Genomic DNA, 25,662 nt, shown 5'->3' with positions numbered 1-25,662 from the left:
AAAAATACTTTGCTAATGGATTACATCACTCTTTCTAGAATCAGTTTAAAGCACCTTACTGCCTTGCATATGCTCCTAACCACTCATAGCGTAACATTAGCAGCAGATCAACTGTGTGTTACCCCCTCAAGTGTAAGCAAAACATTAGGACAACTTCGTGTGATCCTCAAAGATGAATTGTTTTATAGAGATGGTTCCCAATTGGTACCTACGCCTTTTGCACTTAACATCGGTCCTTCTGTTCATGGCATTCTTTCAAGCATGAACGGTTTGCTCTACCAAGGCTCCTTTAACCCTGCTTATTTTCAAGGTAGCTTTTCTCTTGCTATGCGAGAAAGTACTTTTGAACTCTTTGCCCCAATGATAAGTAACCTTTCTCAACAAATAGGTAATAGCGCCAGTTTAAATATATATTCGAAACAAGAAATGAGCTTTGACGCACTTTTACGCGGCCAAATTGATTTTATGCTCTTACCTCACGATATAAGCCAACCAATTTTTAAGCATAAAGACTTAATATGGCAAAAAATTTTGGAAGATGAAATGGTCTGCCTTATGGGAAGGCATAATCCACTAGCCCAAGAAGATTTAACGATTGAAAATTACCTTTGCGCTAGACATATTGGCATTATAGATAAAGATCTCTCCAAACCATTTTTTGAGCAAAATCTAACACAATCTTACTCTAATAGAAATATTGCTATACAAGTCGCTGATTTCGGTGCTGCTGCAGTCATGTGTCATCATTCTGATTTCTTATTTACTTGTTCTAAAATGTGGGCAAATAAAGCGATACAAGCGAACGGTTTATCGCAGAAAACGCTCCCCTTTAATTATGGTAAAGCAGCATATAGCTTAGTTTGGAATAAGACGAGTTTAAACAATCCAGCACTAACCTGGCTTCAAAAAAAAGTTCTTGACACTTGTAAAGTAATTGATGGTTGTTGTGAATAATTAAGGCTATCTGAAATGGAGAGAGCAAACTAGTATTTAAATAATTTATCTAACTTGTAATTACTTTTTAACTATCAGTGGCTACAAAAAATTTAAGCTAGGGGCGATATTAAGCAATGTAGCGAAGTAGATTCCCCACCGAGTACTTTAGACCACTAAACTAGTGGCTTTATACCAATCGAATATTGTATTTATGGAGGTGCTTGTAATTTTAAATTAATTTATAATAGCTAACATCCATACGATATCCGCAGTGGGTTCACTCCTTTTTAAGCCAAACAACGTTGTTGTTTTTGTTGAATTCCAGTCTTGCTGTTTAAAATTTTTCAACACCTATTCACTTACAGTTAATTCCATCAGTTATACAGGTACAGTTTTACTGGTGATTACAACTCTGTAGAAACCTAACCAGTTAATTACATAACAAGTTATCTAGACTCCTATAAATCTATAAACACTCTCCAATGTTTTATTCATAAAACAAATAAAAAATCATAAAGAAGAAGTTAGAGCTATAGGATACTCATCTATCACCTATGCCACTAATGAAAAAAACAAAATCATCAATTTCCAGTTTGGAAATACCAATTTCACACCTTGAGATACTTAGCAAAATCAAACACAAGATATTGATAATAAAGAAATTAGATTTTCAATACACAAAAATGGGGGCTTAATCAATAACTGCACATGTCAGAAGCAATTTAATATTGACGTTTTTTTATAAAAGCTGATTATATATTAACAACTAAAACTCTAGTTATTTGCTCTAAGGCTAATTTAGAGATAACTTAATGTGTTTTGAGTCTTTTAATCACATTAACAGCAAGCATTCTGGGCTTAATTAGCTAACTTCAATGTCTTAGTTATTTATTAGTTTTGTGATTTAATATATAAGGCATTGGCAATGAGGGTAACCTTTTGATACAAACGATGAGCACTGACAATCCCGTTACTTATTCAGATTTTCTTAAGATAGTTGAACAGCGATGCATAAATTTGATTGATATCTTTAGTGAAGGCTTTTTCTATATGGACGAATCAGGAAAAGTCATTTTACACAATCATGAATTTTATAAACAATTCGGCCTTGAATCCGGACAAATAGACTTTGAACATTGGTTAAATTTAGTTCATCCGTTAGATAGGCTCGACTTCTCTAATAAGGTTGAACATCATATTTCCACTGATCAAGTACGTGATATCGCTCTTTATCGAGTCCGTAAAGCCAATGGTCAATATATTTGGTTGGAAGGTATTGCCGTTACTCATAAAACCCACCTCGGACACTATATGATTGGTATTCACCGTGATATTTCCGAACGCAAGCTTATGGAAAGTTATCTTCATAGGGTCGCTTTCCATGATAATGCATCTGGTGTTCCCAATCGAGCATGCATGCTGCTCGATATTACCAAGCTTTGTAACACTAATAAATCTAATGTTTCCATTATTTACATTCAAATTGTAAATGTAAAATCGTACTTCAATCAATACGGCAGTGAGCTCGTCAATGAGTTGGTAGAAAAATTACTCGTTACACTCAGTGATCAACCTTTACCAAATACTCAAGTGTATCGTGTTCAAGATGATAGCTTTGCATTGCTAATTAGAGACATTTTATCCACTGATACTCTTACAACTTATGCATGTCGTATTAAACAAGACTATTCAACTGCGGTAAAAGAAGCAGGATTTCATTTAGGTGGTAATATCAGTATTGGTTTATACCCGTCGATAAATTTAGGTCATCCTGCAGAAGAAAATCTACAAAAGAGTGCACGTACTTGCCGCTATGCTCAAGAGAAAGCGCCGAATAGTATTGCTGTTTATAGCCTAAATACACAAATGGCTGTTGATCGGCACTTTTTCATTAAACAAGGCTTACAAGATGCCCTAGATAAGCAAAGCTTGAGTGTTAAATTCCAACCTATTATCTGCTCTAAATCAGGAAGTATAACCAGCTTTGAAACTCTTGTCCGATGGAATAGTGAGGAATTTGGTGAAATCTTTCCCGATGAGTTTATCCCTGTCGCAGAAAAAAAAGGGTTAATCATGGAGCTTGGATATCAAGTTTTCACTCAAGCGTGCCACTTCATAAAAGAGTATCGCAAGCGTCACAAAACCCAGGTTCGTATAAATGTTAACGTATCCGCTTTACAGCTTCTTAAAAGTGAGTTCCCAACTAACATTAAGCATATTGCCGATAGCATAGAGATAGAGCCGCAAGCAATTATTCTTGAACTAACCGAAACATTTATCTTAGACAATAATCAAGCAGCTATACAGGCTTTAAATACCCTAAATAAACTTGGTTTCGCACTATCTCTTGATGACTTTGGAGCTGGCTACAGTTCACTTCATTGCTTTTTTGATCTACCAATGACACAAATAAAAATCGATAAGTCCATGGCATGGAAGGCCTTGAACAACTCACTTTCATTTAAGTATTTACACTTTTTAATTGATATGTGCCAAGAACAAAATATCGAAGTGGTTATTGAAGGTGTGGAAAATGAAGACATGTATCAGTTCTTCAAAAGAATGAAGGCCGATTTACTACAAGGTTATTATTTTTCAAGCCCTATTTCCCCTATCAAAGCTATTGAATTTATACCCGATCAAGCCTTCAAGAGCTAATACAACGATTGAGAAAACGAGCTATGTACCATAAATATCTTTAACACCGTCGCTAAGTTATCTTCTAGGTACTTAGCGCCGTATAAAATGACTATTTTAACCGTTCCAATATGATATTTTGATCAAGATTTCCTTGAAAATCAGTGTAGTCAAGCCCTACATCAAAGATAAAATTTGTTAATAGTTTCCTAACGCACTTAATTAGTAACTCGGATTGCCAAGGTTTCTCAAAATAATGATCAATACCTGCTAAATTAATTGCATTAATAGTGTCGTTATGTGTAGCTTGCCCTGTCAATAGCACCTTACGTGTATGGATATAACGAGTATCATTTGCTATTGATGCTAACAACTCTACCCCAGTTTTACCTGGCATAACATGGTCAGAAATAACCAACGCGATCATTTGTCCATCACTATCAAGTTCATCCATTAACTCAATTGCTTCATCAGCAGACTCACAGTCTTCAATATTTACCCATGAATCAAAGCATTGTAGATCTTGAAGAACTGCTCTCAATACTTCTCTTTGATCATCAACACATATTAAATTTAACTTATCCATACTTACCCTCAACTGGCAATTGAATCCTAAATACCGTTTTGTCCGGATCACTCTTCACTGTAATTGAACCTTGGCAGCCTAATATAATACGTTTTACAATTGATAGGCCCAACCCTAAACCAAACGACAATCCTCCTTTCTTAGTTGTAAAGTTAGGTTGAAAAATTTTATTTTTAATCAACGGATTAATCTCGTCACCATTATTAGCGATAGTAATCAAGATAGCGCTTTTACTTTTTTTCGTTTTGATCTTAATACATGGTTCTTTATTATTTTTTAAGACATCACACGCGTTCTTAATCAGATTAACCCAGACTTGTACGAGCTCTGTTTGAGAGCCCCAAAATGCGGGCAATTCATCAAAGTCACAAAGCACATTGATGAGACGAAGTTCCCCTTGAAGTAAAATTAACGCTTGGTTTATTGACTCATTTAAATCGAAATAGGCTTCCGTTTCTGTGTCTGCTCTGCCGAGCTGCTTAACGGACTGAACAATGCCAACGGTATGGTGTGCAGCCATACGCAAATCATGTAAATCACGTCCAATCTGCCAATAATGGATAGCTTCTTGAGGATTTATCAGCCAATTTTCATCAGGCTCGTTGTCAGGTACCGCTCGTGCCAGTTCCCTCGCAATGCTTTTTGGCAGATCGTAGCGCTGTTCAAAATCACGCCCACGAGAGCGAACCTGTTTTGATGTAAGAGTCTGGCCTGTTAAAAGTCCAAAATCAAAAAACTGACTTGCACTTGGATTTACTTTTTCAAGCAGCTCAAAAATGATTGACTCCAATCGTTCCGATTTGCTGCTCACAACACCAATCGTATTATTAAGTTCATGAGCAAGGCCTGCAGCCAGTTGGCCTAATGTTGTCATTTGCTCTGCTAGATGCAGCTTTTGTAATACTTTTTCTTTCGCTTTCGCCTCTTGCGCGACACGACGTTGGCGGTATGAAAGCTCGCTGACAATAACAGGCATAAATTGAGCATTCAAAGGGCCAAAGATGCCAGGCTCAAAAGCCGGTGTAAGGCGATCAATCCAAGCCAACTTTGCATCCGTTTGGGCAATCACCGTAGATGATGCGACCCATGAGCCAGAGAAGAAACTATGAACACCAATGAAAGAGCCAGCAGAAGCAGAAAACACTTGGATTTGCTTTTTGTTCTCATCAAGTAAATAGCCATTGAGCTCTCCTGAAATGACATAATATAACCTATCATTACACTGCTCTTGATTAAGTAGAATCGTCCCTTTGGTTATCGAGATACGTCTTTCCGTCTCATCAAAGTAACGTTGAACAAGTCTATCTAATTGGTCTTCCTGCATAAGTTATACAATCCGTTCTATAACATGTAAAAGCCATACCATGACAAAGCTCAACACGACTCCAACTAGGCCTATCACAATCCCCACTTTAGCCATTTGATGACTTTGAACTTGCCCTGTTGCATGAGCGAGCGCATTGGGTGGCGTACTGATCGGTAGCGACATGCCGAGTGATGCGGCAAAGGTTACAATTAAAATCAAAGTGACTTCTCCTCCCAAAGGTGCTAAAGAAGTCATTGACGAGCCAAGAGCTGCCATAATTGGCATAAGCAAATTGGTCGTAGCGGTGTGAGACATAAAGTTCGCCATAAGCAGACATAACATCGACGCGCCGACCAACACAACATAAGGAGAAAAGTCACCAAAGGGAATACTGCTCACAACCAAACGGGCCAAACCTGTTTGATCAAGAGCTAAACCAAGCGCAATACCACCTGAAACTAACCATAAAACATCCCAAGATATTTTTTTCAAATCTTCCTTGTTAATTATTCCTGTGAGTGAAAATATAGCAACTGGAATCAATGCCACCGTATATGCATTCATCCCATGTGTCGATCCCATTAACCACAATAAGATGGTGCCAACAAAAGTAATATAGACAACGATCGCTTTAGGAGTTTTAAGAAATTTACTTTTGATATCAAGGTCAAGGGTTTGTGTTTCAGACTTGTAAAGGCAAACCATGAGGAACCAAGCGAAAGCCATCATCACAATGACAAATGGCACTCCAAAAGCCATCCATTCACCAAAGGATATAACGTTATCCCCAGTTAAGTATTTTAGAGCAATGGCATTAGGTGGCGTACCAATCGGTGTACCAATACCACCGATATTTGCCGCAACAGGAATACACAAGGCAAAAGCAATTCGGCCTGGATCATGGGGTTTAAATACTGCCACTACCGGCGCCAAAATAGAGAGCATCATCGCGGTTGTTGCTGTGTTTGACATAAACATTGAAAATGTCGCCGTAATCAACATCAAACCAAGCATGACATATTTCGGATCCTGACCAAAGGGTTTGAGCAACACTCGCGCAAGGTTGACATCTAAACGATATTTTGACGCTGCCATCGCTAGAAAGAAGCCACCTAAAAAAAGCATGATTATCGGGCTGGCAAAGGTCGCCATGATTTCGTTGTATTTGAGCAACTCACCAAAGTGCGGGGAACCAGACTCGGTACGTGCTAAACCAATCCCTTTATCAGACAACAGTAACAACTCAAGTACAATGATAACAACCGAAGTGGCATAGATGGGTATCGGCTCCAAAACCCAGCACAAAGCCGCCAATAAGAAGATCGCAATCACTCTCTGTTGTATGACGGTAATTCCTTCAAATGGAAAGGCTGATAAAGGTATCATCACAACCAGTAATGGAATAACAATAGGAATGATGTATTTGAAGTAGGAATGCATAGTACGACGTCTCTTCCTGAGATGGTTGTCCAAAAAGTAGTGAATTCTTTATGAATCGACTTCACTCACCATATTCGAACTAAATTATGTACGTAACATTCCTAATGATTCTAGCGCTAGATCAAATAAAACAGTATTAGACTTAAAACCATTTAAAATCAGAACATTAAAAAGGTAATTGACTTAAGTTCTTTGAAGTGTGTTGGATAAAGTTTTTGTTGATGATCGATACTTCAGCCATATCAAGATGGGCAAAACCATTACTGTGGTAACAAGTATATCAAGCAAAGTATGGTAGTTTTGATACATCATAAGCAAGCCATACATTACCATAGAGGCTGAGGATACGAGGGCAGCTTTCTTATTAATAAAAGCCAGACAGGTTACAAACACTAAAGCTAATGCCGTATGAGTACTGTAGTCTAAACCAAAATACCCGTAAGCACCTGCGTATTGGTCTAAAAACATCAACGCATAAATATAAATCACACCAAACACCGTTGTGGCTAGATCAGCCATTGTTTGTCTTGAACCCGCTATTTTTAATTGCCAAGTCAACCGACATAACGTTGAAAGAGCCAAAAATGGGATATATAAATCTGCAATAAAATCTAGCTGCTGATAAGTCACGCACGTAAGCCTTTATATTAGTATTATTGCTAATTATCCGAGTTTTATACGGATACTCATTTATTATGATACGAGATTATTCTGACCCATCAATTTTTGTAATACGAGCCATATGATAGGCATTAACAAACTCACCTTGACGAAAAGCAAAGGCCTTAGACTCACCTTCAATTTCAAAACCAAATTTCTTATATAGAGAAATAGCGCGCTTGTTATCGACATAAACTGTCAATTCAAGACGTGTTAAGTTTAACCAATTATCTGCAAGGTCGATAACTTTAGCTAATAAAGCACTCCCAACCCCTTTGCCCTGAACATTATCTTTCACACCCATACCAAGTGAGCCAACATGTCGCCGCCTTGGGTTGGTACAAACTTCAAAGCCTAAGTTGCCAACAATTTCATTATCGAGCAAAGCAACATAAGAATAGACATGATCCGGCATATTAGATATGCGTCGATCCCACATGTCTTGGGAGGGAAGAGGAAGCTGTAAAGTACCTTTGTATGCATTCTCACACTCGTAAATTTCTTTTATCGCACGTGCATCAGAAGACTCCGTTCTTCTTATTATTATTTCCATATATGACCTACTTATATTTTACAAATTTCATGATATTGTGCTCTGAGAATGAACACTCTTCACAGAACACAGCAGAAAAGACTATCTAAACCGAATATTTAATTACGCTCTCCGAGTTTAACGTTACCTTTTGAATTAAACCAGAGTGCTTGAGATCGGCGGCGTCCAAGTAAAATAGGGCCATCGTCATAGAAAAGAAAGTTTTTCCAATACTTTTTAAATACTGACCATTTAGTTTCAATAATATTGTATTTTTCATAACAAAAATATACTGTTACATCATCTTGCCAATCAATAAATAAACTGATTTCTTCTGGCAGTTCAGAAGCATCATCTTCCCATGCCGACATCCAACCAACCGTATCGGACCAATTAGATTCTTTCATCGGCCAGTCAGAAGAACAAAGTCTGTCCATATCTGGGCTTTGAGCACTGATGTTTTCTTTCCAAAACTGAGAAGATCGAGCTTGAGACATTGGTTTAATTAGACTCAGATCGTCAATAGATACTGGCATCGACTGATGAGTAAAAATCCATTTTCTTTGGTATTCGTCCAAAGTCAAATAAGACATTCCGTCTCCTTGTTAAGATTTTCTCCCGCTCTCTTTGGCGGATTATTAATCATTTTTATACAATAGCAATTCGTTGGCTTAAGTTATGCGATACTGTGTACGCCCATTTCTATGCTTCAACTTTTACCATGTCGGATTAGTGAGAGAAGTTAAAACATGATCTTCCCATTTATCATCGATCAGCAAGTAATCCCTCGCATACCCTTCTTTCTCAAACCCTAAATGGTTCAAAACGGCTTCACTTTTGTAGTTATGCGGCATATAGCTAGCTTGGATACGATGGAGCTTTTGTACACGGAAAATATAATCGCAGCCCATTTTCAGAGCACGCCTCATTAAACCTTTGCCTTGAGCCGATTCGGCCAAAGAATAGCCTACATTACAACAGTAAAACGGAAAGCGCGTTAAATTACTGAAAGACAAAGTGCCTTGCATTTTTTTTGTGGTGGTATCAATAATCACACAGTAAAAGCCTAACCCTAAGCGATGCAAGTCATTAAGTTTGATTAAATGCTGCAGCCAACCATTAACCGTATAAAAAGTCTCTTCACGTTTTGGTTCAAAAGGCTTTAAATATTCTCGATTCTTTTGGAAATAATCCGCTATCATATCGGCATCAGCAATTTCGGCAGTACGAAGTAGTAAATCTCCATCCAAATGATAAATAGAAACTGAGTTACTTCTGTTTTCTATGTCCGTTATTTTTTCCATACTAGTTAGATTTTCCACAAAATTTAGGCTTCATTCTTCCGTATACCATACTCACGCAACTTATTCGCAATTGAAGTATGCGAGACATTTAAGCGCTTAGCCAACTTCCGGCTGGATGGGAAGGAGTGGTAAAGTCTCTCTAAAATCTGTGACTCATAATCACGCATAATTTCGTCAAGAGAGCCTTCTAAGTTAAGCGATGTAGTACCTACAGAAGATGATTGAGGTTGTGGCAGTTTAAAGTTCTCCACTTTCAAAATATTACCTTCCATTTCCGTCAAAGCTCGAAGTACCATATTGTCCATTTGACGTATATTTCCAGGCCACTGATAATTCATTAATGTTTCTATCAAACTTTCATTATACTCTGGTTTCGATATTCCTAACTGCTGAGCATATTTGGTAACAAACAGATCCAGTAATGGTAAAATATCATTAGTGCGTTTACGAAGAGGTGGTATGGTCAACGTTAATACGTTCAACCTGTAGTATAAATCTTCTCTGAAGTGGCCCGCTTCTGCCAGTTCAGCTAAATTATGTTTCGTCGAGGCAATAATGCGCACATTAACGTGCATTTCATCTTCAGCACCAACTCTGCGGAAATTTCCATCTTGAAGAAAGCGCAACAATTTGATTTGTAAATGCGAACTCATTTCCCCAATTTCATCAAGGAAAACCGTTCCGCCTTGTGCTTGCTCAAAAATACCTTTGTGTCCGAGTTCATGGTTAAATGATCCCGGAGCATGACCAAATAGTTCTGTTTCGGCGACATCATCTGGCATAGAGGCACAACTCAGCACAAGGAAGGGTTTATGAGCACGGCTAGAACGACTATGACAAGCTTTCGCCAGCATTTCCTTGCCAGTCCCTGTTTCACCTTCGATCAATAAGGGTTGGTCTAGAGCAGACAGTTTCTTTGCTTGATTAATTAATGCCTTATGCCTATTGGAGATACCCACAAAATGCTCAAAGCCAAGCGTATTCTGAGTTGGTAAATATTCCTCGATATGAGAGCCATGGTGAACAGAACGAATAGTCATCAGTGTACTAGCAAGAGTTGAATATTGCACTTCGTCTTGAATATAAACTGGCATCAGTTCCAAAATATAATCAAGTCCATCAATAACAATACTTTCTCTAGTTCGTTGGTTAACTCCTTCACTCCAGCGTGAAAAATTTATGCAGGGAAGTAAGGAACCAATTTGAGCACCAATAACTTGTTGCTTATGCAACCCTAAAAGAGATAAAGCCGCCATATTAGCCATATCAACAGCACCTTTAAGATCGATAGCAAACACCGGTTCTGGGAGATTATCAACAAGAGCAAGCAACTCAGTATTATGCCGTTCAATTGGCATAAATTGGATCTTGCGGACATCTCTAACTCCTGAAATACGTCTAATTTCAGCCATTAATTCACTAAAAGTATCAAAGTCTATATCTGGGCAATTGAGATAGATAATGCCACTAATGTCGATTTCAATGCCACGTAAGTCAATATTTCTAGAGGCGAGAATATCAAGTAACTCTCGAGTAAGACCAAGTCTATCTTCACAAAAAACTTCTAGGCGCACTTAAAAATTCCAATTAATCGCTGTCAGGAAAACTTGACAGTAGTTTCTACCAAGCGCAGTATGCCGTCAAGTCATCCAATAATGTCGTTTAATAGATTGATTATGCTTTCATCGTAATCGAGGCGATTTTTTTGGCAACTTCTTTACGAATTGTTGATAATTTCACTTTCCGTTCAGGGTTCCATGGTAATGGCCTTAATAGTGCCATCGCTTTCAGACCTAAACGGGCTGTTAAGATTCCAACTCCCAAGCCTTGCCCTGCTCTTGCAGAGACTTTACCTGCAAGATCCATTGACATAAGATCCATACTTGCATCAATCGCTAATTCACTCGCTCCTGCTACGGCCATGTTCACAAATACAGAGCGCAATAATTGAACTCTTGATGCATACCCCAATTCAACACCATAAATCTGTGACAACTTCTCGACCATTTTTAAATTGCGCCAAGCAACCAATAACATATCTGCAATTGCAAGTGGACTCAAAGCGACCAATGCTGCCGCCTCAGTAGCATGTTGTGAAACTACTTTTGCTGCCAGTATATCCTGTTGGCTAACAACCATAGCATCATACATTTCTAATACTTCCGCATCGTTGTGTACTGAGTTGATGCTATTTTGCCAACGATCAAAGCTAGGGTTTTCTTCAACAATACCACTTTGACACGCTAATTTTTCACAAAACGCTTTACCGCGTCCAACACTTTGGCTGTGAAGTAAGCTCTCCCCTTCCTCTTGGAGAGTAAAGTGATGACGTAACTTACGTAACTTCCAAAGCTCTTTGCCCAATGCCCTAATCCCCAGTGTCGCTATCATAGTTACGAAGCAAGCCCAACCCACGGATAACCAATCCGAGGAAAATAAGGCAGTCGATACTGAATCAATTGCTTGCCAAAAGACTAAACCACTGAATGCAGCACAAAGCCCCGTCGTTAGCCATTTTTTACCCGGTTTAGGACGAATCAATTGCTCAAATTGTTGTTCCTGTTTGGTTTCTTCATCAAGATTTTCGACTTCAGTCGGCACGAAATCTGAGCTTTCATCAAATGTTTTCTGTGCTGTTAATTCTTCAGGGATAGAGCCATTTTCTGCTTGTGTTATTGGTTCAGAAAAAACTTGTTTTGGTTTAAATTTACTCACTTTAATTTATCTCCCAATAAGTATTCCAAGGCTTTGTCTAAGCGAATATGTTTAACTGGCTCATCCCTTTGATACATCAATGGTTGAAACGATGTAAAGTCAAAATGGCTATGCTGCCAATACGTTCGATTAGGCAATCGACTAGGTACTTCACCGGGAAAGACGGTCAGAACCTGACCATCCAGCGTTGTTCCTTGTATCGCAGGACAGGGGGCATTTTCTGATGAGATCATTCCAGCTGTTGTCGCTTGTATCGATGCAATACTCATACAACTCATGTCTATATTTTCATAAGCAGCACTTTGCCAAGCAGGATGCACCATTTGCTGTAGTAAAGAGACCATATTTGGGTGTTGTTCTGGCGTCACATGATCTGCTTTAGTCGCTGCAAACAAAACCTTGTCTATCTTAGGTGCGAACAATCGTCTTAGTAGCCCCCCCCTACCATAACGAAAGCTATGCATGATCTGTTCAATTGCAAAACGCATATCATGGAACGCTTCATCACCAACATTAAGAGGCTGTAAGCAATCAACCAACACAATTTGGCGATCAAAAGTCGAAAAATGATGCTTATAGAATTCTTTTACGACCTTTTGTTGGTATTCAAGATACCTTGCCTGCAATATAGAAAAGTTTGATCCTTTATCTGCTGTTTTTTCCGGTTCCAAACAGGGAAAAAACTGCAAAACAGGAGCACCACTGAGTTCCCCAGGTAAAACAAAACGTCCTGGTTGGACCCAATGTAAGCCTTCATTTTTGCAAGCATGTAAGTACTCAGTATACGCTTGGGACACCTTTTCTAATTTTTTTTCGTTTAATTCATCAGTAAGATCAATATTCTCTAACTCAGCTAGCCATGGTTGAGCTAGTTCAGCTCGCTTGCCCTTCAATGCTTCAAATTGACTCCGAGACCAAGCGTTAAAGTCCATACCAAGCAACGGAAGGTCTAACAGCCACTCCCCCGGATAGTCAATAATATCAACATGCAGAACGGCTGTTTTACCCAATAATTTTTTGGTCGATTTATTAGGCTTATATTTTAGTGCTAGGCGTATTTCACTCACATCACGAGTTGGGACAGGCCATTGTGGAGGTATTTGATGAATTTGCACCATCGCATCATCATAAGCAAATCGCGGCACCAGCATATTAGTCTGGGGTTCTCGTTTTGCACCAACTAAGCGTTTATCTCTTGCCGCTGACATTAAAGGTAAGTTGTCATGAGTCGCGGTATGTAAAAGCTGATTAACCAAAGAGGTGATAAAAGCGGTTTTACCTGCTCTAGATAATCCAGTGACCGCAATTCTGACATTTGAATCAAAACCACGGTTGATGAAATCACTCATTTCTTGAGTTATTCTTTTCATAGATTTTTTATTCTCTTTAACTACGTAATACTCAAGTCGCCTCGATAAGTCACCTGAGGAACTGTTCTATTAGAAAAAGTGCACTTTCGAGTTTAATAACAACAGTCTAAATGCTCATTTATTAATGTAAGATGAACAGAACGATTCATTTAGAGCTATGAGATAATATTGAGTGGCATAGTCAGATATAATTAATCATCTTCAATTAATTTATAAATAACAAACAAAGTAACTTCCAGAAGAAGACACAACACGCATGTAACAATCACATACTTATCATTAAAAATACTAACTCCATTAAAAATCATGTCATATCCGACGAAACTGCCGATAACAATTGCCAGAATCATCTGAAGTATTTGTATAAACCGAGTCATATTTTCACCTTCTAAAAAGTATTGTAATACCTGAGTATATACCCAAACATCATTAAGTCACTTGGGTATATATAGTAAAAAAGTGCAGACTTTGCTGCACTTTTATTAACTAATAAGACTCGTTAACTTCTATATTAATCTTGCTGCGCATTGATTACTTATTAGATTTGAGATCCATTTCTTGGATTTTCACTTTCCAAGTATCAGGGCCAATTTGGTGAGCATTAACACCATTTGAATCAACAGCAACTGTAACAGGCATATCCTCAACTTCAAACTCGTAAATGGCTTCCATACCTAAATCTTCAAATGCCACGACTCTGGCTTTTTTAATGGCTTTAGCAACCAAGTAAGCCGCACCACCGACTGCCATTAAATACACTGATTTATGATTTTTAATCGACTCAACTGTTGCAGGGCCACGTTCTGCTTTGCCGATCATGCCCATGATACCAGTTTGCTCAAGCATCATATCCGTAAATTTATCCATACGAGTTGACGTTGTCGGACCTGCAGGCCCAACAACTTCATTACCCACTGCATCCACAGGGCCAACGTAGTAGATGAACTTACCTTTTAAATCGACGCCATCAGGTAAACCTTCACCGGATTCTAACATGCCTTGTATGCGTTTGTGTGCAGCATCTCGGCCTGTGAGAATTTTACCTGAAAGTAGAACGGTTTCACCGGTTTTCCATTCGGTGACGTCTTCTTTCGTCAATGTGTCTAAGTTTACGCGTCTCGTATTTGCTCCAGCTTCCCAAGTAATATCTGGCCAATCTTCTAATTTTGGTGGAGTGAGTTCTGCAGGACCGCTTCCATCAAGAGTAAAGTGAACATGGCGCGTCGCAGCACAATTCGGGATCAAGCACACTGGTTTAGAGGCAGCATGAGTTGGGGCCGTTTTTATTTTTACGTCAACAACCGTCGTCAAACCACCTAATCCTTGAGCGCCAATACCAAGTTTGTTCACTCGATTAAAAATATCAAGACGTAACTCTTCTTCTGCATTCTGCGGGCCACGGTCTATAAGCTCTTGTATGTCAATGTGCTCCATCAAAGACTCTTTAGCAAGCACCGCTGCTTTTTCTGCCGTTCCACCAATACCAATGCCAAGCATCCCAGGTGGACACCACCCTGCTCCCATTGTTGGCAGTGTTTTTTCTACCCAAGCAGCAATATCATCCGATGGGTTGAGCATGACCATTTTCGTTTTGTTTTCAGAACCGCCACCTTTCGCCGCGATTTGAATTTCAACTTTATCGCCAGGCACCATATTAATATGCACAACTGCTGGCGTATTGTCTTTGGTATTAATGCGCTTACCCGCCGGGTCCATAAGAACCGATGCTCGTAATGGATTGTCTGGGTTGGTGTAAGCTTGCCTAACCCCTTCATCTACCATTTGCTGAACTGTCATGTCTGTTGAGTCCCATTGCACAGCCATACCGATGTTCACGAAACAGGTCACGATTCCTGTATCTTGACAAATAGGTCGGTGCCCCTCTGCAGACATTCGAGAGTTGATCAAAATTTGAGCCATGGCGTCTTTTGCTGCCTGGCTTTCTTCGCGGTGATAAGCTTTTTCAAGAGCTTGAACAAAATCTAGTGGGTGGTAGTAAGAAATATACTGTAACGCATCAGCAACACTGCTGATGACATCCTGCTTGCATATTATCGTCATTGCATGCCTCGTTATTGTTATGTTTTGCTTCCGTTTATTTGCTAGGCTTCTGTTGTGATTATTAAATTCATAATTCGACTATCGAGTGGCGAGTTTCGATACACAATCAAATAAAATCCTAGGTGAGCCAAAATTTGTTCTCTCAAGCAACATCTCTATAATCTTAAGAGGAGTATTTGGCTACACAGATAATTATGATACTCTCGCTGACCACGACTTGCTATGCATGTGAACAAACTCTTTGTCACAAATTAAACAAATGAACAACATGGACACGCAATTGCTTAATTTTAAGTCACTGAAATACTCCAACGACCTTGCGATCTCTCTTTTTTCTCTTATTGAAGACCAACCATGGGCTATGCTGTTACATTCCGCTTCGCAAATTCACTGTGACAGCCGCTTTGATATCTTAGTCGCGAACCCTATTGCTACCATAGAAACTTCTGGAAATAAAACGTACATCAAAACCAACTCTCAAGAAAATATATCTACTGAGGACCCATTTTCTATATTAAGCAAACTGCAACGCCGCCTGCTTCCGTCTTTATCTTTACCAGAAAAGTGGGATTTACCCTTTGTTGGCGGAGCACTTGGCTATTTCAGCTACGATTTGGGGCGCCAGATTGAAACCATACCTGAATGCACTTTACGAGATCTTAGTTCACCCGATATGGCTGTTGGTATTTATGAATGGGCGGTGATTGTCGATCACAAACTTAAAAGTGCTCACCTAATAGGCCAAAATACAGAGCAAGCGTGGCAGTGGCTCCACCAGCAATCATCCCAATCAGCCTCAACTTTTCAACTTCTGGGATCTTGGCAATCCAACATGACACCAGAGTCTTATGCTGAACGTTTTGAGCAAGTTCAAGATTACCTATCAAGTGGTGACTGTTATCAGATTAACCTTGCTCAGCGCTTCAAAGCACCTTATCGAGGGAGTGAATGGCAAGCTTACCTCCGTTTAGCAAAAGAAAATCAAGCTCCTTTTTCGGCTTTTATCAGAATGCCGCAATCGACAATTCTTAGTGTGTCCCCTGAGCGCTTCATTGAACTCAAAAATAATATTATTGAAACCAAACCAATCAAAGGAACACGTCCACGCAACTCTGATGATAAGCTCGACCAAGCTAACGCAGAAGATTTGATGCAAGCAGAGAAAGACCAAGCAGAAAACTTAATGATTGTTGATCTGCTGCGCAATGATATCGGCCGTGTCGCTCAACCTGGCAGTGTTCATGTACCTAAACTCTTCAAAATAGAAAGTTTCCCAGCCGTCCATCATCTAGTCAGCACCATTCAAGCTCGCTTAGACAGCCGCTATAGCCCCACCGATTTATTACGTGCTTGTTTTCCTGGGGGCTCAATCACAGGCGCCCCTAAAGTCAGAGCTATGCAAATTATCGAGGAGTTGGAACCCCATCGGAGAAGCGCCTATTGCGGAAGTATTGGTTATATCTCTCGCCATGGCCAGATGGATACCAGCATTACCATTCGTACTCTCATCACAGAAAATCAACAAATTTATGCATGGGCTGGCGGCGGTATTGTCGCAGATAGTCAAGTAGATTCTGAATACCAAGAGACTCTGGACAAACTGTCTAAGATACTACCAGCCTTAAGTTAGGTTCTATCAACCTATTCTATACCCAAGTGACATCAAGAGGTTTAATTAGGAGCGATGTCACTTGAGATTGAAAAGTATCGTCTTTCGAAGTTGAATTCGCGGATATTTGAACATTCAAGGGGGTTTGGCGCAGCTCTATAAAAATTGAGTGCTACAGAAAGTGAAACACATTCATTCAAAGCCGTTCACGACCAAGCCATTTGATGATGATGCACCCAATTTCCTCGCTTGTGAATGGCTTTGTTAAGATATCATCCATCCCGCTTTGGATACACTTATCCCTCTCAGAAAGTGTCGTCCCTGCTGTTAAAGCAATGATAGGTTTGCGGTATCCCCTTTCGCGGAGAAATGTCGTTGCTTCGTAACCGTCCATTTCAGGCATTCGACAATCCATAAAGATTAAGTCGTATGTTGTACTTGTTGCTAACTCTATTGCTTCTTGCCCGTTATTGGTTAATTTGGGTGTGATACCAAATTTTTTCAGCATCTGTACAACAATAATTTGATTCATTCTAATATCATCAACCACGAGTATCGAACACCCTGAAATATCACTTGATTTCAATGACAATAGTTCTTCTTGCATCGCTTCTTGCTCCCTTCCCTGGTAAAAAGGGAGTTTAACACGAAAAAGTGTCCCTTTATTGATCTCACTTATAAAGCTGATTTCTCCTCCCATTAAATCTACGAGATTTTTGCAAATAGCTAAGCCGAGTCCAGTGCCTTCATATTTACGCTTACTTGAAGGATCAGCTTGAACAAAAGGATCAAAAAGACTACTTTGTGTTTCTAACGGAATACCAATCCCTGTATCTATAACCTCAAAAAAAAGATGCTCATCACACCATTCAACGTACAACGTGACTTCACCTTCTGACGTGAATTTTATTGCATTACCAATTAAGTTAACCAAGATTTGAGTAAGCCTTTCACTGTCTCCAAACAGGTAATTAGGTATCTTAGATCGTTTTATTATTGAAAAGTTTATCTGCTTTTCAAATGCTTTACTGCGAAAAAGGCCACTTAATGTTTGTTCAAGATCTGGCCATGAAAATGAGTGGTCAATAATTTCCATCATTCCCGCATTCATTTTACTAAAGTCAAGTAAATCGTTAATAATAACTCTCAACAACTCACCAGATTGCATTAAATTATTAAGAAAGTCTGTTTGCTTACCGACAAGCTCAGTTTTACTCAGTAACTCTGCACTTCCCAGAACGCCACTTAATGGTGTTCTTAGTTCATGGTTTATCATTGCGACAAAGTCTTTTGTCGCTTGCTCTGATTCTTCAGCTATTTTACGTAATTCTATTTCTCTTTTTAAGCTTAAGTGACGACTTATCAATCCATGGATTAAATCAGATACTAAACCAAACTGTTTCGTTATAAATGCTTGTTTAGAATATTCTTCCGAAGCTAAAAAAATTAGCTCACCTAGTTTGCGATCATCAAGTTTAATAGGCACATAAAAGCAGTTTCCAAGCCAACAAGATTCTTCTCGTTCTTCGGTACTACTCTTTATTTGTCCATAGCCAAATTGATAATTAACTAAACTTCCAACATGCTCTGTACCAAGAGACATGTGAATGGCTTCAACAACAGTGTTATTCGTTAGTGCTTTGAGAAAAGAGTTCACTAATGCTTCATCAAAAGTATTAGCAAGAAATAGTCGTCCGTAACTAATCAAGGTCGCATCAATTGACTCTTTGAATTCCAGCTTGCGTAAATCATTTTCAGATTGAATTTCAATTTTTTTAAGCGCAAAACTAAGCTGGCGGTTCGATTCGTAAAGTTCTAGACTTTTCTCCTCTAACAGCCTTTCCGCTTCTTTCCGTGAATTAATTTCTCTTCTGAGTTTCCTTCCAGATGGGGAGTCTTGCTGCATAGATTTTTATCTCACTTCTAAGTAAAAACGAACATGATCACCATTAGCTGTCTGATTTTCGTAAGTTACATCAACAGTTTCGTTAAAATATTTGGCGCAACCTTTTATTAAGCCGAAGCAAACATGAGACATACAACGAGCACTACGGTAGTCAAATACCATTTCTGAAGCTGTCTCACTTATAAAATAAAATTGAGGGGGGCTGGTATTGGGATAGAGCTTTTTTACCTCAACGTGTATCAAGGTTTCTACTTGACGTATCAAAGAAAAAGTACTGTCGAATTTTTGATAATTAATACCGCTTGGTATTGAATTAATCAGATTTTCAAATAAAGATTCACCAAACGTTTCTTGGAGACTTTCTGTAGAGATATTAGTTAACTTGCTTAATTGAATGATAAGCTGTACGAGCCGCTTATGATCATAGCTACCAACTGAGGTATAAATACCTTCATCATTAGCCTTAAAAAACATGTTATCAACTACATCTAAACCAAATTTTTCTTCCACTAACTCAATAAACTCAGTGAAGATTACTCCTTTCATATTCAGACTCACTCTATCTTATTCCATCGATTAAAGAATGGATGATAAGCGTATAACTTTCAAACCAATCATTAAATCTTGAGTTATCATTAAAGGATTAATCATTCAGATTACAACTAAGGAAATAGCTTGTTTATTGACAAAACAAAATTTTTACAAAATTTTCAAATGCAGCTCCCTAAAAGTTATCATCAAGATAGTTTAAAACGCCTGGCTTTTTTGCAAGGAAAGTCTCTGAGGAAAGCGGCGGTGCTCATTGGCCTTGTAGAGAGAAGTAATGAACTGCATGTCATTTTTACACAAAGAGCTGCGCATTTACGCTATCACCCCGGCCAAATTAGTTTTCCTGGTGGTAAATATGAACTCAATGATGCCGATCTTATGGTCACAGCTCTGAGGGAAACTGAAGAAGAGATAGGGATAGAACCTTCTAGTATTGAAGTTTTTGGTCAGCTACCTTCTCTACCTACTGTTAGTAAATTTTCAGTCACTCCTTTTCTTGCTTTTATTAAACCATCATACATCCCGAAGATTGATCCTGATGAAGTTGCATCAATCTTCGAAGTACCACTCAGTCATATCTTGAATCCACAGAAAATGCTGAGTTCTCACTTCCAATTAAAAAACACTCTACATCGTGTGTTTGCCATTCAGTATCAGCAATACTTTATTTGGGGAATGACCGCTCAGATTATAGAGTCAATGCAAAGGCATGTTTTAGATGGGCATATAGAACGAAAGAATCTAATCATGTAATTAGTCAAAGTCGTTTAAGTCAAGAGTTGGAAGAATACATAACAGAAGTGACGTTACATATAAATAACAGTAAATCAGCATTAACAAAACAACCAGGCAACCAACCTAACACAACACTATTTTCAGATTACTTTTTTTAATCCAAAGCATTAGCATTACTCACATGTAGCACGCAAATTTCGTGATAAAGAGCAGGTTTTTGACATATCGTTCGATATCAACTGGTAATATATGACCGAGTTCGACTTTTCTTCATGTAAAATCCTGCAAAATTATTCGACTTATTTCCTGTTCCCAAATGAGTAGTCCAACAATGACCACAACGAATTCTGTAGCTAAAGCTACAACATCACCAAGTAAGTTTAACTACCAAGACTTTACCTGGTGTCTATCCCTTTTCGGCACAGCTGTTGGTGCCGGCGTTCTATTTTTGCCAATTAAAGCAGGTGCTGGTGGCTTTTGGCCGCTCGTTATCTTGGCTTTAATTGCTGCACCAATGACATGGTTTGCACATAAATCTTTAGCACGCTTCGTTCTATCTGCGAAAAACCCAGAAGCAGATATAACAGATACAGTTGAAGAACACTTCGGTAAATCTGGTGCAAACCTTATTACATTTGCATATTTTTTCGCCATTTACCCTATTGTTTTAATCTACGGTGTCGGGATCACTAATACGGTTGAGTCATTCTTGACTAACCAAATGGGTATTGAACCGATTCCACGCTGGCTTCTTTCTGGTGCTTTGATCGCAGCCATGACAGCAGGCGTTGTCTTTGGTAAAGAGTTAATGTTGAAAGCAACTTCAGCTATGGTATATCCTTTAGTATTCGTTCTCTTTGCCTTATCTATTTACCTTATCCCAGAGTGGAATACTTCAATGATGGAAGTAAAACCTGATTGGAGCTCTATGCCAAGCGTCGTTTGGTTAGCGATTCCTATCATTGTTTTTTCTTTCAACCATAGCCCTATTATCTCTCAATTCTCAAAAGAACAACGCTTGAAGTACGGTGATAAAGCTTTTAAAAAAACGGATGCTATTACAGCTGGTGCAGCAATGATGTTGATGGCTTTTGTAATGTTTTTCGTTTTTTCAGTTGTGCTTTCTCTTTCTCCAGAGCAACTTGCATCAGCTAAAGAGCAAAATATTTCGGTGCTCTCCTACTTAGCTAACGTTTACGACTCTCCAATGATTTCATACATGGGCCCATTGGTTGCTTTAGCTGCAATAACTTCTAGTTACTTCGGACATTTCCTAGGTGCTCATGAAGGCTTAGTCGGCTTAGTGAAATCTCGCAGTTCAATTCCAGTGAAAACCATTGAGAAAATTTCTCTTATCTTTATCGTCCTTACAACTTGGATTGTTGCTATTGTTAACCCAAGTATTCTTGGTATGATTGAAACAATGGGCGCACCTATGATTGCAGCTATCTTGTTCTTACTACCTGTTTTTGCAATGAATACAGTTCCAGCAATGGCTAAGTACAAAACATCCGCGCTAGTACAAGTTTTCACTGTAATCTGTGGCGTTGCGGCAATTACTTCTGTAGTCTACGGCGCTATTCAATCTTAACGCGTTAGAATACGCCTGATTAAGACACGATTAATATAACGATAATAAATAAGCCCCCACTCTGGGGGCTTTGTTCTGAGGTAATCTAAATGATTAGTGTATTTGATATATTCAAAATCGGCGTTGGCCCTTCTAGTTCGCATACTGTAGGCCCAATGAAAGCGGGTAAAGAATTTATTGATGATTTACGCACAATGGGAAAATTGCGCGACATTACTAAAATCACCGTCGACGTATATGGATCATTATCACTGACAGGGAAAGGTCACCATACTGATATCGCAATTATCATGGGGTTAGCGGGCAACTCCCCTGAGAAAGTAGATATCGATTCTATTCCTAGCTTCATTGCAAGAGTAGAAGAAACAGAACGTCTTCCTGTTGGCATGCACTGTCACACTGTATCTTTCCCTAAAGATGGTGGAATGAACTTCCATAAGACAAACCTCGACCTCCATGAAAACGGAATGCAAATACATGCATGGGTTGAGGATGAAAAAGTATATTCAAAAACTTATTACTCAATTGGTGGTGGTTTCATTGTTGACGAAGAAAACTTCGGCAAAGAGGTAGAAAGTCCAGTAAAAGCACCTTATGAATATACTTCTGCGGAAGAGCTAGTCAATCATTGCCAAGAAAGCGGACTTTCTATAAGCGCACTAATAATGAAGAATGAGCGCGCTCTTCACTCAGATGAAGAAACTCGTACCTACTTCGCTAACATTTGGCGTACTATGCGTGAATGCATGGATCGCGGTATGAACGAAGAAGGTGTTCTTCCAGGCCCATTGCGTGTACCTAGACGTGCAGCTGCGCTTCGTCAACAACTTCTTACTTCAGAGAAAACGACCAACGACCCGATGTCCGTTGTCGATTGGGTTAACATGTTTGCTTTCGCTGTTAACGAAGAAAATGCAGCAGGTGGCCGAGTGGTAACAGCACCAACTAATGGCGCTTGCGGTATTATTCCAGCAGTACTGGCTTACTATGATAAATTTATCCAAACTGTAACTGAAAAAGATTACATGCGCTATTTCGCTGCTTCTGGAGCCATTGGAGGCCTATATAAGCGTAATGCATCTATTTCAGGTGCAGAAGTTGGTTGCCAAGGCGAAGTGGGCGTAGCTTGTTCTATGGCTGCAGCTGGACTTGCAGAACTAATGGGTGGCAGCCCTGAGCAAGTTTGTATGGCTGCAGAAATCGCAATGGAGCACAATTTGGGCTTAACTTGTGACCCAGTAGCCGGCCAAGTTCAAGTACCATGTATTGAGCGCAATGGTATTGCCGCAGTAAAAGCGATCAATTCAACTCGAATGGCTCTTCGCCGTTCATCTGCTCCGACCGTTTCTCTCGATAAAGTTATCGAGACTATGCTCGAAACTGGTAAAGATATGAATGCAAAATATCGTGAAACATCTCAAGGTGGATTAGCTATCAAAGTGATTTGCTGACACTGTAATTTGTTTACAAAGCATTCAAGTCATTCATTAATCGCTTCTAAAAAGCGATAAAAATAAGCCCAAATATCACATTTGGGCTTTTATTTTAAAACACACATTTCCCACTCAACTTCAAAATACGGGAAAACACTCAACCTTACTTAAAGTTCAATAGTCTCTGCCACCCAACCATAGCTTTGATACTCTTTCATCAAATGTTCCGCAACAAATATCGATACAACAACCTCAACCCACATACTATATTCACCAGCTTGGTAGCGTAATTTCATCATTTTCATCATTAGATTCTCTGGACAATAGATTTGCTTGTATTCCCAATTAACTTCAAGATGTAGTGTTCAGCAATTTCACCCTTGAGAGCTCTTAAATTCCACTTGGGTATGCTACTCAACTGATCAACATCTACCCTACTGCTAAGTCACAAGCATCAAATATTCTTAATCATGCTATCAACCCCTACCAAAACATAAATTTCATGAATATTTTTCGATTAGCTCGCGCTTTCTAACGCAACATTTTGCATAATTTAATAAATTAGATGTAGAGTAAAACTACTGCATTTATAAAGAATTACAAAATGACATAATATTTATGGATATTGAGACAGAGAAAATAAAAACCGAGAAGGTCAAAACCAGTAGTTTCGAGATGCTTTTAGTCGAACAAGTACAAGCGTTAACAACATCTAGAGCCGAACAGTGTGAAAGTCAATTGAAGCAATTCATGCTAGAAGCAATGACATGGTTCAATATTGATAGAATGACAATTTTTCCAAACTCAATGCTATTTTTTTATATGGGAAAAACACTCTCTGCTTCTAGAACTAAGCGTAAGCATATCGCTGCTGAACAGATTGGTATTAAAGGAGCCGAGGACTACCTGAAACTGGTTGGTAGTAACGATAAAAGCCAAACATTTACTCGACATGATCTTATTTTTAGCAATATTAGTTTATTGAAGTTGCTCGCGGAACAAGGCGCTAATTTTCACTATACCATACCATTAATTCAGTTTGGACAACGTTGGGGGGGAGTGTCATTCACACTCTTTGGCGAAGATACCCAAGGCCTCTCAAGTAAACAACTCGAACAAGTAAATGTTATTGCCCATATGTGGCTTTCATATTGGCAACATTCAACACTTTATCGAAGCGTTCATGATCCGAAACGTAAACCCGATGATGAAAGCTATCGAATGCTAAGACTCAGTCATAGACAGTGTGAAGTACTTGGCTTACTCGCCAAAGGCATGTCGGCTAAAGAAGTGGGGACTGTACTTAATTTAAGTTCAAGAACAATTGAGTCACACAAATATCGCCTATTAGATACTCTAGAGCTAGAAAGCCATACCGATTTAATCCAGTTTGCACTGAGAAATGGCATTGGTTATTGATTGGTAGATCATTAATTTTGATGGGTCATAATTTGTTCTTGTTTCGGTTGTATCCCGGGGCTTTTATGCGCATTTAATGGGTAGTAAAAAGGCAAGCTTTCATCGCCTGCCTACAAAAGCACCATCAATAATTTTATTTTTCACCAGTGTAAATACAGCCCGCTGTGCAAGTTTCTTTAATCTCTATTTTACTTAATAGCGGTAAATCTGACTTAAGCTGCTGCCAAATCCATTTAGCCAATATTTCACTTGTTGGGTTCTCTAGACCTTCGATGTCATTTAGATAATAATGGTCAAGTCGATCATAAATAGGTTTAAATGCAGCTTTGATCTCTGCAAAGTCGACAACCCAACCTGTATGAGGATCAACCTCACCCTCAACATAAATACGAACAAGGAAAGAGTGACCATGTAAACGTCCACATTTATGTCCTTCTGGCACATGTGGTAGGTGGTGTGCTGCTTCAAACATAAACTCTTTGTATAATTCTGTTTTCATCTTGACTCTCATACCTTAAAAAACACGCAATACTAAGTAATTCACTCATTAATGACAACCTTTATACCTTAGAGGCTTGAAGATACTACTTTCAGAGCGGCCATTTAGTATAGCCTAGTTCGCTTTATCAAAACTACGTACTATTATGCTTCAGGAGTGTTAAATATTTCGTTGCTTTTTTTGATGAGTATTGCTTTTAGCTGCATGAATGCGTGCTTTCTGACCTTTTAAATGCATTTAATGGTTGAAGCAAACAAATTGACAGGTAATATATCCAGTCGAAACTATAAAATCCTATATGACCCACCATACCGTTTGTGCTTACTCGCTTTAAATAGATGAATGCAACTCTCGGTTTGTTAGTTTGGGTTAAA

23 protein-coding genes are annotated in these 25,662 nt (G+C 38.9%); 7 read left to right on the top strand and 16 right to left on the bottom strand.

What is annotated here, in order from left to right:
- Positions 1 to 15 precede the first annotated feature (15 nt).
- Both VSA01S_RS03055 and VSA01S_RS03050 read left to right on the top strand, forming a co-directional pair.
- Positions 16 to 954: a LysR family transcriptional regulator gene (locus VSA01S_RS03055; RefSeq protein WP_039980308.1), complete on the top strand. Its 939-nt coding sequence runs from the start codon at positions 16 to 18 to the stop codon at positions 952 to 954.
- A gap of 933 nt (positions 955 to 1,887) precedes the next feature.
- Positions 1,888 to 3,594 (top strand): EAL domain-containing protein, encoded by a 1,707-nt coding sequence (locus VSA01S_RS03050; RefSeq protein WP_050567292.1) that lies wholly within the window; start codon positions 1,888 to 1,890, stop codon positions 3,592 to 3,594.
- Between the two features lie 91 nt (positions 3,595 to 3,685).
- Here VSA01S_RS03050 and VSA01S_RS03045 read toward each other — a convergent pair whose 3' ends face one another.
- The 12 genes from VSA01S_RS03045 to VSA01S_RS02990 all read right to left on the bottom strand — a co-directional run bounded on the left by VSA01S_RS03045 (position 3,686) and on the right by VSA01S_RS02990 (position 15,547).
- Complete coding sequence (locus VSA01S_RS03045) at positions 3,686 to 4,159, bottom strand: response regulator (protein ID WP_039980309.1); 474 nt, start codon at positions 4,157 to 4,159, stop codon at positions 3,686 to 3,688.
- The gene (locus tag VSA01S_RS03040) at positions 4,152 to 5,483 is read right to left on the bottom strand and encodes an ATP-binding protein (protein WP_039980310.1); all 1,332 of its coding nucleotides are present in this window, start codon (positions 5,481 to 5,483) and stop codon (positions 4,152 to 4,154) included. The genes VSA01S_RS03045 and VSA01S_RS03040 overlap by 8 nt, the downstream gene beginning before the upstream one ends.
- A gap of 3 nt (positions 5,484 to 5,486) precedes the next feature.
- Entirely contained in the window at positions 5,487 to 6,905 is a 1,419-nt protein-coding gene (locus VSA01S_RS03035) for an SLC13 family permease (RefSeq protein ID WP_039980311.1), read from the bottom strand.
- Between the two features lie 183 nt (positions 6,906 to 7,088).
- Complete coding sequence (locus VSA01S_RS03030; RefSeq protein ID WP_050567293.1) at positions 7,089 to 7,535, bottom strand: hypothetical protein; 447 nt, start codon at positions 7,533 to 7,535, stop codon at positions 7,089 to 7,091.
- 76 nt (positions 7,536 to 7,611) lie between these two features.
- Positions 7,612 to 8,118, bottom strand: a complete 507-nt coding sequence (locus VSA01S_RS03025; protein ID WP_039980312.1) for a GNAT family N-acetyltransferase — start codon at positions 8,116 to 8,118, stop codon at positions 7,612 to 7,614.
- 98 nt (positions 8,119 to 8,216) lie between these two features.
- On the bottom strand, positions 8,217 to 8,690 hold the full coding sequence (locus tag VSA01S_RS03020) for a DUF2947 domain-containing protein (RefSeq protein ID WP_039980313.1): 474 nt from the start codon (positions 8,688 to 8,690) through the stop codon (positions 8,217 to 8,219).
- 123 nt (positions 8,691 to 8,813) lie between these two features.
- Complete coding sequence (rimJ, locus tag VSA01S_RS03015; protein ID WP_167325141.1) at positions 8,814 to 9,401, bottom strand: ribosomal protein S5-alanine N-acetyltransferase; 588 nt, start codon at positions 9,399 to 9,401, stop codon at positions 8,814 to 8,816.
- Between the two features lie 23 nt (positions 9,402 to 9,424).
- The gene (gene tyrR / locus VSA01S_RS03010; RefSeq protein ID WP_039980314.1) at positions 9,425 to 10,975 is read right to left on the bottom strand and encodes a transcriptional regulator TyrR; all 1,551 of its coding nucleotides are present in this window, start codon (positions 10,973 to 10,975) and stop codon (positions 9,425 to 9,427) included.
- 100 nt (positions 10,976 to 11,075) lie between these two features.
- Positions 11,076 to 12,116, bottom strand: coding sequence for a YcjF family protein (locus VSA01S_RS03005; protein ID WP_039980315.1), 1,041 nt, complete (start codon positions 12,114 to 12,116; stop codon positions 11,076 to 11,078).
- A complete protein-coding gene (locus VSA01S_RS03000; RefSeq protein ID WP_039980316.1) occupies positions 12,113 to 13,486 on the bottom strand; it encodes a YcjX family GTP-binding protein in 1,374 nt (457 codons plus the stop codon). The genes VSA01S_RS03005 and VSA01S_RS03000 overlap by 4 nt, the downstream gene beginning before the upstream one ends.
- Before the next feature lie 191 nt (positions 13,487 to 13,677).
- Positions 13,678 to 13,863 carry a hypothetical protein gene (locus tag VSA01S_RS02995; RefSeq protein WP_039980317.1) on the bottom strand — a complete coding sequence of 62 codons (186 nt, stop codon included), beginning with the start codon at positions 13,861 to 13,863 and terminating at the stop codon, positions 13,678 to 13,680.
- A gap of 154 nt (positions 13,864 to 14,017) precedes the next feature.
- The gene (locus VSA01S_RS02990; protein ID WP_039980318.1) at positions 14,018 to 15,547 is read right to left on the bottom strand and encodes a fumarate hydratase; all 1,530 of its coding nucleotides are present in this window, start codon (positions 15,545 to 15,547) and stop codon (positions 14,018 to 14,020) included.
- Positions 15,548 to 15,815: 268 nt separating this feature from the next.
- Here VSA01S_RS02990 and pabB point away from each other — a divergent pair, with 268 nt between their 5' ends.
- Positions 15,816 to 17,177 carry an aminodeoxychorismate synthase component I gene (gene pabB / locus VSA01S_RS02985; protein WP_102857626.1) on the top strand — a complete coding sequence of 454 codons (1,362 nt, stop codon included), beginning with the start codon at positions 15,816 to 15,818 and terminating at the stop codon, positions 17,175 to 17,177.
- 175 nt (positions 17,178 to 17,352) lie between these two features.
- On the opposite strand, the gene VSA01S_RS02980 is transcribed toward pabB, so the two are convergent.
- Positions 17,353 to 19,062: an ATP-binding protein gene (locus tag VSA01S_RS02980; RefSeq protein ID WP_039980319.1), complete on the bottom strand. Its 1,710-nt coding sequence runs from the start codon at positions 19,060 to 19,062 to the stop codon at positions 17,353 to 17,355.
- Between the two features lie 6 nt (positions 19,063 to 19,068).
- On the bottom strand, positions 19,069 to 19,608 hold the full coding sequence (locus tag VSA01S_RS02975; protein ID WP_039980320.1) for a heme NO-binding domain-containing protein: 540 nt from the start codon (positions 19,606 to 19,608) through the stop codon (positions 19,069 to 19,071).
- A gap of 129 nt (positions 19,609 to 19,737) precedes the next feature.
- Here VSA01S_RS02975 and VSA01S_RS02970 point away from each other — a divergent pair, with 129 nt between their 5' ends.
- The 3 genes from VSA01S_RS02970 (at position 19,738) to VSA01S_RS02960 (ending at position 23,388) form a co-directional block, all read left to right on the top strand.
- Positions 19,738 to 20,364: a CoA pyrophosphatase gene (locus VSA01S_RS02970; RefSeq protein ID WP_039980321.1), complete on the top strand. Its 627-nt coding sequence runs from the start codon at positions 19,738 to 19,740 to the stop codon at positions 20,362 to 20,364.
- A gap of 313 nt (positions 20,365 to 20,677) precedes the next feature.
- Positions 20,678 to 21,937 carry an aromatic amino acid transport family protein gene (locus VSA01S_RS02965; protein WP_039980322.1) on the top strand — a complete coding sequence of 420 codons (1,260 nt, stop codon included), beginning with the start codon at positions 20,678 to 20,680 and terminating at the stop codon, positions 21,935 to 21,937.
- Positions 21,938 to 22,026: 89 nt separating this feature from the next.
- On the top strand, positions 22,027 to 23,388 hold the full coding sequence (locus VSA01S_RS02960) for an L-serine ammonia-lyase (protein WP_039980323.1): 1,362 nt from the start codon (positions 22,027 to 22,029) through the stop codon (positions 23,386 to 23,388).
- Positions 23,389 to 23,537: 149 nt separating this feature from the next.
- Here VSA01S_RS02960 and VSA01S_RS19915 read toward each other — a convergent pair whose 3' ends face one another.
- Positions 23,538 to 23,678: a hypothetical protein gene (locus tag VSA01S_RS19915; protein ID WP_158000762.1), complete on the bottom strand. Its 141-nt coding sequence runs from the start codon at positions 23,676 to 23,678 to the stop codon at positions 23,538 to 23,540.
- Between the two features lie 310 nt (positions 23,679 to 23,988).
- Between VSA01S_RS19915 and VSA01S_RS02955 the strand changes: the two genes are divergently transcribed.
- Entirely contained in the window at positions 23,989 to 24,789 is an 801-nt protein-coding gene (locus VSA01S_RS02955; RefSeq protein WP_227739612.1) for a response regulator transcription factor, read from the top strand.
- Between the two features lie 133 nt (positions 24,790 to 24,922).
- Here the strand turns inward: VSA01S_RS02955 and queD are convergent, their stop codons facing one another.
- Positions 24,923 to 25,288, bottom strand: a complete 366-nt coding sequence (gene queD, locus VSA01S_RS02950; protein ID WP_039980324.1) for a 6-carboxytetrahydropterin synthase QueD — start codon at positions 25,286 to 25,288, stop codon at positions 24,923 to 24,925.
- Between the last annotated feature and the right edge of the window lie 374 nt (positions 25,289 to 25,662).

It is taken from the genome of Vibrio sagamiensis NBRC 104589, from assembly GCF_007990935.1.
In the GTDB taxonomy this organism is placed as follows: Bacteria; Pseudomonadota; Gammaproteobacteria; order Enterobacterales; family Vibrionaceae; genus Vibrio; species Vibrio sagamiensis.
The sequence above is the reverse complement of the archived record's forward strand: the minus strand, read 5'-3'. Positions and strand labels throughout refer to the sequence as shown.